This is a genomic window from Rhodoplanes roseus, from assembly GCF_003258865.1.
GTDB classification, from domain to species: Bacteria; Pseudomonadota; Alphaproteobacteria; order Rhizobiales; family Xanthobacteraceae; genus Rhodoplanes; species Rhodoplanes roseus.
On the sequence record NZ_NPEX01000620.1, the window covers coordinates 1 to 781 of the forward strand.

Consider the following 781-nt stretch of genomic DNA (forward strand, 5'->3'; position numbering starts at 1 on the left):
GGCCGAAGCTCGACTGCTGGCCCCACGAGCGGGCCAGCCACCCGTCGAGGAAATCCGTGATCGCCGCGGCGACCGCCTGGACGTTGAGGGTGGCCTGCTCGGCCGCGGCCGAGACGGCGGCGGCCTCTTCGCTGGAGCGGCCCGCGATGGAGCGCATCGCGTTGGCGGTGTCGCGCAGCGCGCCGGCCGAGCGGGTCAGGCTGCCGATCACCGACTTCGCCGTGCTGTCGAAGCTCTCGCACGCCGCATCGATGGTGCCGGCGCGCTCGAGCTGGCTGCGCTGCGACGCCTCGTGCGCCGCGGAGAGCTGCTCGGCCGTCGCGGCCGACTGGCGCAGGTTCTCCAGCGCGACCGCCATGGCGCCGAACTCGTCCTGGTGGGCCGGCGGCGGCACCGGCGTGGCGAAGTCGCGCTCGCGCAGCCGGCCGATGGCGACCAGCAGCGCCCGCACCGGCGCGGCGAAGCGGCGCCGCACCACGATCCAGCCGAACAGCGCAATCGCCAGCGCCGCCGCGAAGGCGACCGACTGGACGATGAGATTGGTCAGGGCCGCGCTGCGGTCGCGGTCGCCCTGGGCGATCGCCTCGTCGAGCGCCAGGATGGCGACCTGGACGATCGAGTCGAACGGCGCCTGGCAGGTGGCGGTCCATTCGGCCGGCGGCATCACGGCGCCCGTGCCCGTGCCGAGCTTCGCGACCACCTGGTCGATCTTCTGGTTCGCCGCGTCGATGCCGGTGCGGGCGGTGCGGAAGGCCTCCACCACGGCGGCCGGCGCGCCCGG

1 protein-coding gene is annotated in these 781 nt (G+C 75.0%); it reads right to left on the reverse strand.

The annotated features are described in order from the left end of the window. Nucleotides 1-781: HAMP domain-containing protein (locus CH341_RS31625; protein ID WP_146604719.1), on the reverse strand; the 781-nt coding region annotated here is incomplete at both ends.